This window comes from Chitinophaga sp. (genome assembly GCF_035564935.1).
Taxonomy (GTDB): domain Bacteria; phylum Bacteroidota; class Bacteroidia; order Chitinophagales; family Chitinophagaceae; genus Chitinophaga.
Map to the genome: position 1 here is coordinate 1 of NZ_DATMTE010000052.1, position 5,357 is coordinate 5,357.

The following is a 5,357-nucleotide window of genomic DNA, read 5'->3' on the forward strand; positions in this document are numbered from 1 at the left end:
GCAGGTATGGGCGCAATTACCGGCAAAAACGCAGCAACAGGTGATTGATGGATTGATCAGCTTACGCAGCATTAAAGCATTTACAAATAACTGGGTACTGTTCTCCGCCATCATTGAAGCAATGTTGCTGAAGTTTGGCGCTGACTGGGACCGTAAGCCAATAGACCTCGCTGTGCAAAAGATCATGGAGTGGTATAAAGGCGACAGCATGTATGGAGATGGCGCACATTTTCATTACGATTACTACAACTCTTTTGTGATCCAGCCCATGTTGGTGGATGTGCTTAAAGTAATGGCTGAGAAAGAAGAAGGGAGTAAAGCAAATTATGAACTGGCGTTAAAGCGGATGCAACGCTATGCTGCTATCCTGGAAAGACAAATATCACCCGAGGGCACGTTCCCGGTAGTAGGCCGCTCTATGCCATACCGCAATGCCGCGTTTCAGGCGTTGGCACAAATTGCACTGGAGGAAAAACTGCCGGAAGAACTTTCTCCGGCCCAGGTAAGATGCGCACTAACGGCAGTGAATAAACGAATATTTGAAGCGCCTGGCACTTTTGATAAAAAGGGATGGCTGCAGATAGGCTTTTGCGGGCATCAGCCGGACATCGCGGATGTGTATACCTCTACGGGTAGCCTGTACCTGTGCAGTACCGGTTTCCTGGCGCTCGGATTACCGGCAGCGCATCCGTTCTGGTCGGATCCTGCGCAACCATGGACGGCAGTGAAAGTATATAGCGGGGCTGCAGTTAAAAAGGATCATGCTATTGATTACTGATGTACTATTGATTTCAAAATAGGAGACACTACTCTGCACGTGGCGGAAACAGCTGAACCGGTTTTTTACCGTCCGGCGTCAGCCATTTTTCGTACACCAGCCGCACCGGCTCATAATTTTCAGATGCCAGGAACTGTTGCATACGTTGGTTATTGGCCAATGTATATCTCACTATTCGGCGGACACCTGTTTCTACGTATATCCGTTCCAGTTCCCCGTTCATCATCCTGTAAATGCCCTTCCTGCGGAATTTGTTGTCCACATAACCATCAGAAACATACAGCGTATTGCCGGTGTAGTCTTCAATCCGGCTTTCATCTGCTTCTTCCAGGTAGGCAAAAATAAAACCAGCGGGCGTTGCATCTGCATACGCCAGCAGGCAGGTGCCGTTGCAGGTTTCCTGCATTTCCATCACATGTTGCATATAGCTGGCAGCGATGCTTTCCCAATCCGCCGTTTTGAGGAAAAAGGATTTCTCCGAAAGATGCAGCTGTTTCATCATGCCGTGGATGAGATGGTAGTGCTCCCTGATCTGTATGGAGGTAATAGTTATCATTGCGTATAGTCAAAAACGTTAGTCGGGTTTTACCGGGCTGCCTGTCCAGCTGGTACCCGGTTGTAAGTTCTCTCCTTTCATCAGCAACGACAGTGGCGCAATGTTTACATCATCGCCTACCTCGCTGTCGTACAGGATAATGGATCTGGCGCCAATGCTGCTCCTGCGGCCTATTTTAATGGGTCCTATCTTCATTACCCTGTCTTCAAATAAATGCGTTTGCGGACCGCTGTCTTCATTCAGTACACTATCGGTACCTATTTCCACCATGTCAAATTCGGTGATATCCGCAGTGTTTAATAATACACGGCGGCCCGTTCTTACGCCCAGGAGGCGAAGTAGCACCGGCAGCCATGGAGTGCCTTTCAGGTATTCCAGCAGAAACGGAATGGAGAGTGCTTCGTACGTAGAAGTAATTGCTTCGCTGCGCCATACTTTAGAGGTCCACATAGGGCTTTGTAAAGCCCTGTATTTACCCGTAAGGACCCACTTGAGCAATACGGTAAAGAGGAACGCAGGCAGCCCCAGGAAAAAGAGATAATAGAACGGGAACTGCAGCAGGATCGTCCACCAGGGTTTGTCTGTTACCAGGTCGTGTGCATAGGCAATGAAAAGAATACTGCAGCAAATCACTACTGTTTCAGGAATGAGGATACGGATAAATTCCACGGTAGCCCTGGCCAGTTTGCGTTGTGGCGACGGATGAGTAGTTAATTCCGGCGGAAAAAAATGACTTTCCTGTCGCCGTGGCAGTGCAATGGCCGGCGAGCCAAACCAGTCGCGTGCAGTGCCTGCGGCCAGTTGTTCTTTGGATGGTGGTGTGGACAATACACCTATCAGCATATTTTCCGGCAATTCATATCCCTGTGGTATCAGGGCGCTGTTGCCTACAAAACTGGTATTATGGATAATTGTTTTTTCCAGTATCAGTTGTTGTCCGCGTACATCCGATTCACCGAGTGTTACCGCATCTGCAATAAAAGCGCCATCGCCAATTTCCAGTAAAGGGTGGGTAACGCTGCTGGCAGTGGATACTTCCGTGTTACGGCCAATTTTAGCGCCCAGTGCGCGGAAGAGGGAAGAAATATATACTGTTGCAAAAATGGGATGTATCACTATCAGTGATAAAGACATGAGCTGATCAGCGAACCACTTGCGAACATAGAAGGCACTGTAAACCGGGTAGGCGCCGGGCTTTATTCCCCATTGCAATAAACGGGTGAGCAGCACTGTTTGGCCCGTGAACAGTATTATATAACTCAATGCCAATGCAGGTGTGATCACCATGTAATTAAAGTTGTAATCCGGCGCTGCGTTATCCATCTGGTTCAGTGTTATAATAGTAGGCAGTAGCGGAAGCAATACCGTGAATGGAAACACCAGCAGGAACAGGGAAAAGATGGCGCTGTATTTTCTGCGGGTGGCATTTGATACAGGTAATGGTTGTGGTAAGTCGCTGATATTTCTGGTGACTTTTAATACTGCAGGACTGCCTTGCCATACCTCACCGGGCTTTATAACGCTGTTGGCAGGCAAAAAACTCAGGTCCTGTAATTCGCTCCAGGGCTCCATTACAGTGCTGCCGCCAATAACTGCGCTGCTGCCTATATACGCATGATCACCCAGGTTCACGGTACGTAGTTTCAGCAGACCGTCTTCTATAAAAGCATTGTCGATGACGGCCTGTGAACTGATACTTACATCGCTGCCAATAGTAACAAGATCCTCAGCGCCAATGGTTACTGCGCCGAGTTGCGCATCCGGCGCTATTTTCACACCCAGCATCCGGAGATAGGCCGGGTATAGCGGTGTTCCATTAAGAAATTGCGAAGGCATCAGCCGCTGTATTGTTTTTACCAGCCACCAGCGGAAGTAATAGGTGCCCCATAACGGATAATCGCCTGCTTTCATTTTTCCTATAACGAGCCATTTGGTACTGATAATAAGAACAGAAAAAAGGGGAGGCAGCAGGCAAAACATTACAAGGGCAGTGATAATAGCATATCCCAGGTTACTGGTATCCTGTTCCACATAATAGTATCCGAGGTAAGGCAGGAATATCTGCATGGCAAATAATCCGAAAATTACCAGTACCGCAATGGTTTGGGCTATCCAGCAACTGAGGTGGCGCCACCAGGGTATGTTATTAAAAACACGCGGTGGTTTTTGATCTGCCTGTGGCTGCGCAGCCCATACATTTACCAGTTCCTGTAAAGGGCGGTGTATATAAATATCTTTGAGAGATGCATTAGGAACGTTGGCCTCCCGGCGCAATCTTGATACAAAAGCAGCTGCCAGTAAGGAATGTCCTCCGAGGTCAGTAAAAAAATCCTGTTGCAGATCGATCGTCCTGTCGGGAAATACTTTTGACAGGATAGCGGTGATCCTTTCAGTTACAGGAGCATCCGGGTCAATAGCTTCATGGGTGGTTACCTCTGCAAAGGCAGCTGGCAGGGGCAGGGCTTTCCGGTTTATTTTCCCACTGGGAAGACGGGGCATATCTTCCAATGCCACAATAGTGCCGGGCACCATATAGGGGGGTAATACTTTTGCGAGTGCTGTACGGAGAGCCTGTTCATCAAAAGGAGCATCATCTTCCTTCAAAACATAACCCACCAGCTGATCCTGTTCGTTGCTGTCTTTTTTTACAGCTACCGCTGCTGCGGCGATACCGGCGATAGCATGGAGCCGGTTTTCAATTTCTCCCAGTTCGATCCTGTATCCACGTAACTTGATCTGATCATCCAGCCTGCCCTGGAAATCGATGCTGCCATCGGGTAAGATGATGGCAGCGTCGCCGGTGCGGTATAGTCGGTCGCCGGGCAGTTCGGTCATTCCGGCTGGTTTATCTACAAATTTTTCGCGGGTAAGCTCTGGTCGGTCGATGTAACCTGTGCCTACGCCGGGGCCGGAGATCACCAGTTCTCCACGTTCCCCCAGTGGAAGGATATCCAGTTTTTCGTCTACAACTGCCATGTTGTAATTAGGCAGCGGCTGGCCGATGGTGATATAATCTCCCGGTTTAAGTGCCGCAAAAGTAGCGCTTACAGTTGTTTCCGTAGGTCCGTAACTGTTATAGAAACGGCGTGGAGGAATGGCCCACCTGGATAATACCTGCGGGGTACATGCTTCGCCGCCTGCATTGATAAGGCGCAGTGAGGGAATGTTATCGTCCATGATGGCAAGTAAACTGGGAACAGCATGCAATATGGTAATGTTTTCCCGGCGTAATACGTCACCCAGTTCATCAATGGCTTTGGCCGTAGTTGCATCGGCCACCCAAAGGGAAGCGCCGGCGAAATAACTAAGCCAGGTTTCTTCGCACCACATGTCGAAGGATACAGAAAAGCCCTGGTATACCTTATCGGTGGTGCGGATATTTAATACGGTTTGTTCCGCCCTGATGAGATGGCAGATCTGCCGGTGACTGATTGGAATGCCTTTAGGTTTCCCGGTGCTGCCGGAAGTATACAATACATAGGCGAAGTTTTCAGGCTGCGGACCCGCACTCAGCGAAAATACTTCGGAATGGTCCGGTATAGAAGGTACGGCTAATATTTCAGCGTTCAGTTGCAGCGGGATTTCGCTGAAACAGGCAGCAGCCTTCACTTCTGTAAGCACGCCTTCCACTCTTTCCGCCGGCATTTCCCGGTCGAGAGGTACATATGCTGCGCCGGCCTTTATGATGCCAAGTATAGCAGCATGCAGTTCCAGGCTGCGCGGCCACCAGATGCCTACCACGCTTCCGGGGCCTATTCCCTTTGATTGAAGATATGCGGCAATGGCGTCACTCCAGTGATCCAGCTGTTGATAAGTAAGTGTTTGTTGCCGGAATATCAGTGCGGTATGTTGGGCGTGTTCCTGCACCGTTTTGGAAAAGATATCAGCCAGTGTTTCATGATGAAGCAGCTCCGGCTGTTGGGGCCCTTTAACTATACTGTTAACATTCATAAGTTCGCGTTCCCGTAGGTTTGGTATAGCAAAGTTAGGGGTAAGAATCGGAGCGCAGCCTTATAATAGGCT

Annotated in this window: 3 protein-coding genes; 1 reads left to right on the forward strand and 2 read right to left on the reverse strand. The window is 49.2% G+C overall.

The annotated features are described in order from the left end of the window. Positions 1-778 (forward strand): DUF2264 domain-containing protein (locus VN105_RS01350; RefSeq protein WP_325637164.1); only part of this gene is annotated, 778 nt, incomplete at its 5' end. Between the two features lie 28 nt (positions 779-806). On the opposite strand, the gene VN105_RS01355 is transcribed toward VN105_RS01350, so the two are convergent. Beyond that, positions 807-1,334: a GNAT family N-acetyltransferase gene (locus tag VN105_RS01355; RefSeq protein WP_325637166.1), complete on the reverse strand. Its 528-nt coding sequence runs from the start codon at positions 1,332-1,334 to the stop codon at positions 807-809. 18 nt (positions 1,335-1,352) lie between these two features. After that, entirely contained in the window at positions 1,353-5,285 is a 3,933-nt protein-coding gene (locus VN105_RS01360; RefSeq protein WP_325637168.1) for a Pls/PosA family non-ribosomal peptide synthetase, read from the reverse strand. Positions 5,286-5,357 lie beyond the last annotated feature (72 nt).

What these genes read in the sequence shown, in the direction of transcription:
- VN105_RS01355 (WP_325637166.1), bottom strand. Translation starts at nt 1,334, where the DNA reads ATGATAACTATTACCTCCATACAGATCAGGGAGCACTACCATCTCATC.
- VN105_RS01360 (WP_325637168.1), bottom strand. Translation starts at nt 5,285, where the DNA reads ATGAATGTTAACAGTATAGTTAAAGGGCCCCAACAGCCGGAGCTGCTT.